This is a genomic window from Microbispora sp. NPDC049633, assembly GCF_040675265.1.
GTDB lineage: Bacteria > Actinomycetota > Actinomycetes > Streptosporangiales > Streptosporangiaceae > Microbispora > Microbispora maris.
Genome location: NZ_JBFAOO010000441.1, coordinates 1 through 1035, shown reverse-complemented (window position 1 = coordinate 1035; position 1035 = coordinate 1). Strand labels below are relative to the sequence as shown.

General features: G+C 76.9%; 1 protein-coding gene. It reads right to left on the bottom strand.

The genetic code is table 11. The annotated features are described in order from the left end of the window. Positions 1-1035 (bottom strand): hypothetical protein (locus AB0J39_RS39740; protein ID WP_363474399.1); only part of this gene is annotated, 1035 nt, incomplete at both ends.

Below are 1035 nucleotides of genomic sequence, written 5' to 3'. Positions count from 1 at the left end.
TGGGCCCGGCCGAGGGCCCGCAGCGCGAGGGCCTGCTCGTGGAGGTCGTGCAGTTCCCGCGTGACGCGCACCGCCTCGGTGAGCGCGCGGACCGCCTCGTCCGCCCGGCCGCCGAGGCGGTGGGACTCCCCCAGGATCCGGAGCCCGGTGGCCCGTCCTGACGGGACCGCGTACTGCTCGAACACGGGCATCACCTGTGCGACGAGCTTCGCCGGGTCCCGGCGCCCGAACCGCAGGGACAGATCGCCGAGGGCGAGCAGGAGGCACGCCTCGAGCAGCCGCTCGTTGCGCCGCCGGCAGATCCGCAGGCCCTCCCCCATCTGCTGGGAGACGCGCGTCAACGCGGTGTGGTCGCGGCAGGCGGCGGCCACCTCCCGCAGGGCGAGGGTCCTGGCCACGAGGCTGTTCCCGCGGATGGCCAGGCGGAGCGCGTGGTCCGCGCAGACGGCCGCGTCCTCGTGGAGCCCCTGCTCCCGGTCCGCGACGGCGCGCAGGCACCACAGACGGCTCAGGGCGGGCTCGTCGCCGATCTCCGCGGCCATGGTCATGGCCTCGTCCGCGAGCGCGCGGGCCTGGCCGGGGTCGCCCGCGCGGTGCAGCGCGAAGGCCCGCAGGCACAGCAGGTCGAGCGCGGCGTGCCGTTCCCCCGCCGCCTGGAACTCCGCGAGTGCCGCCTCGATCGCCTCCGGGTCGACGCCGCGCCGCACGTCCACGCCGAGCATGCGCAGGTGGCCCAGGCCGCGTGTCATCACCGCCTCCCCCCACCGGTCGCCGCCCGCCTGGCACGCCCGCAGCGCCAGCTCGTGGGAGGACGACCAGTCCCGGTAGTGGCCGCGGAAGGCGTAGTAGCCGGCCGCATGGGCGGACAGTTCCCAGGCCGCCTCGCTCATCCCGAGCCGGCAAGCCTGCGCCACCCCCGCCAGCAGGGTCTCCCGCTCGCCGTCGAACCAGGCCGCCGCATCGCCCGCCAGGGCTCTGGTCGTGGCGGGGTCGGCGTACCACCGGGGGGCCGCGCCGCGGACGACGGAGGCCGCT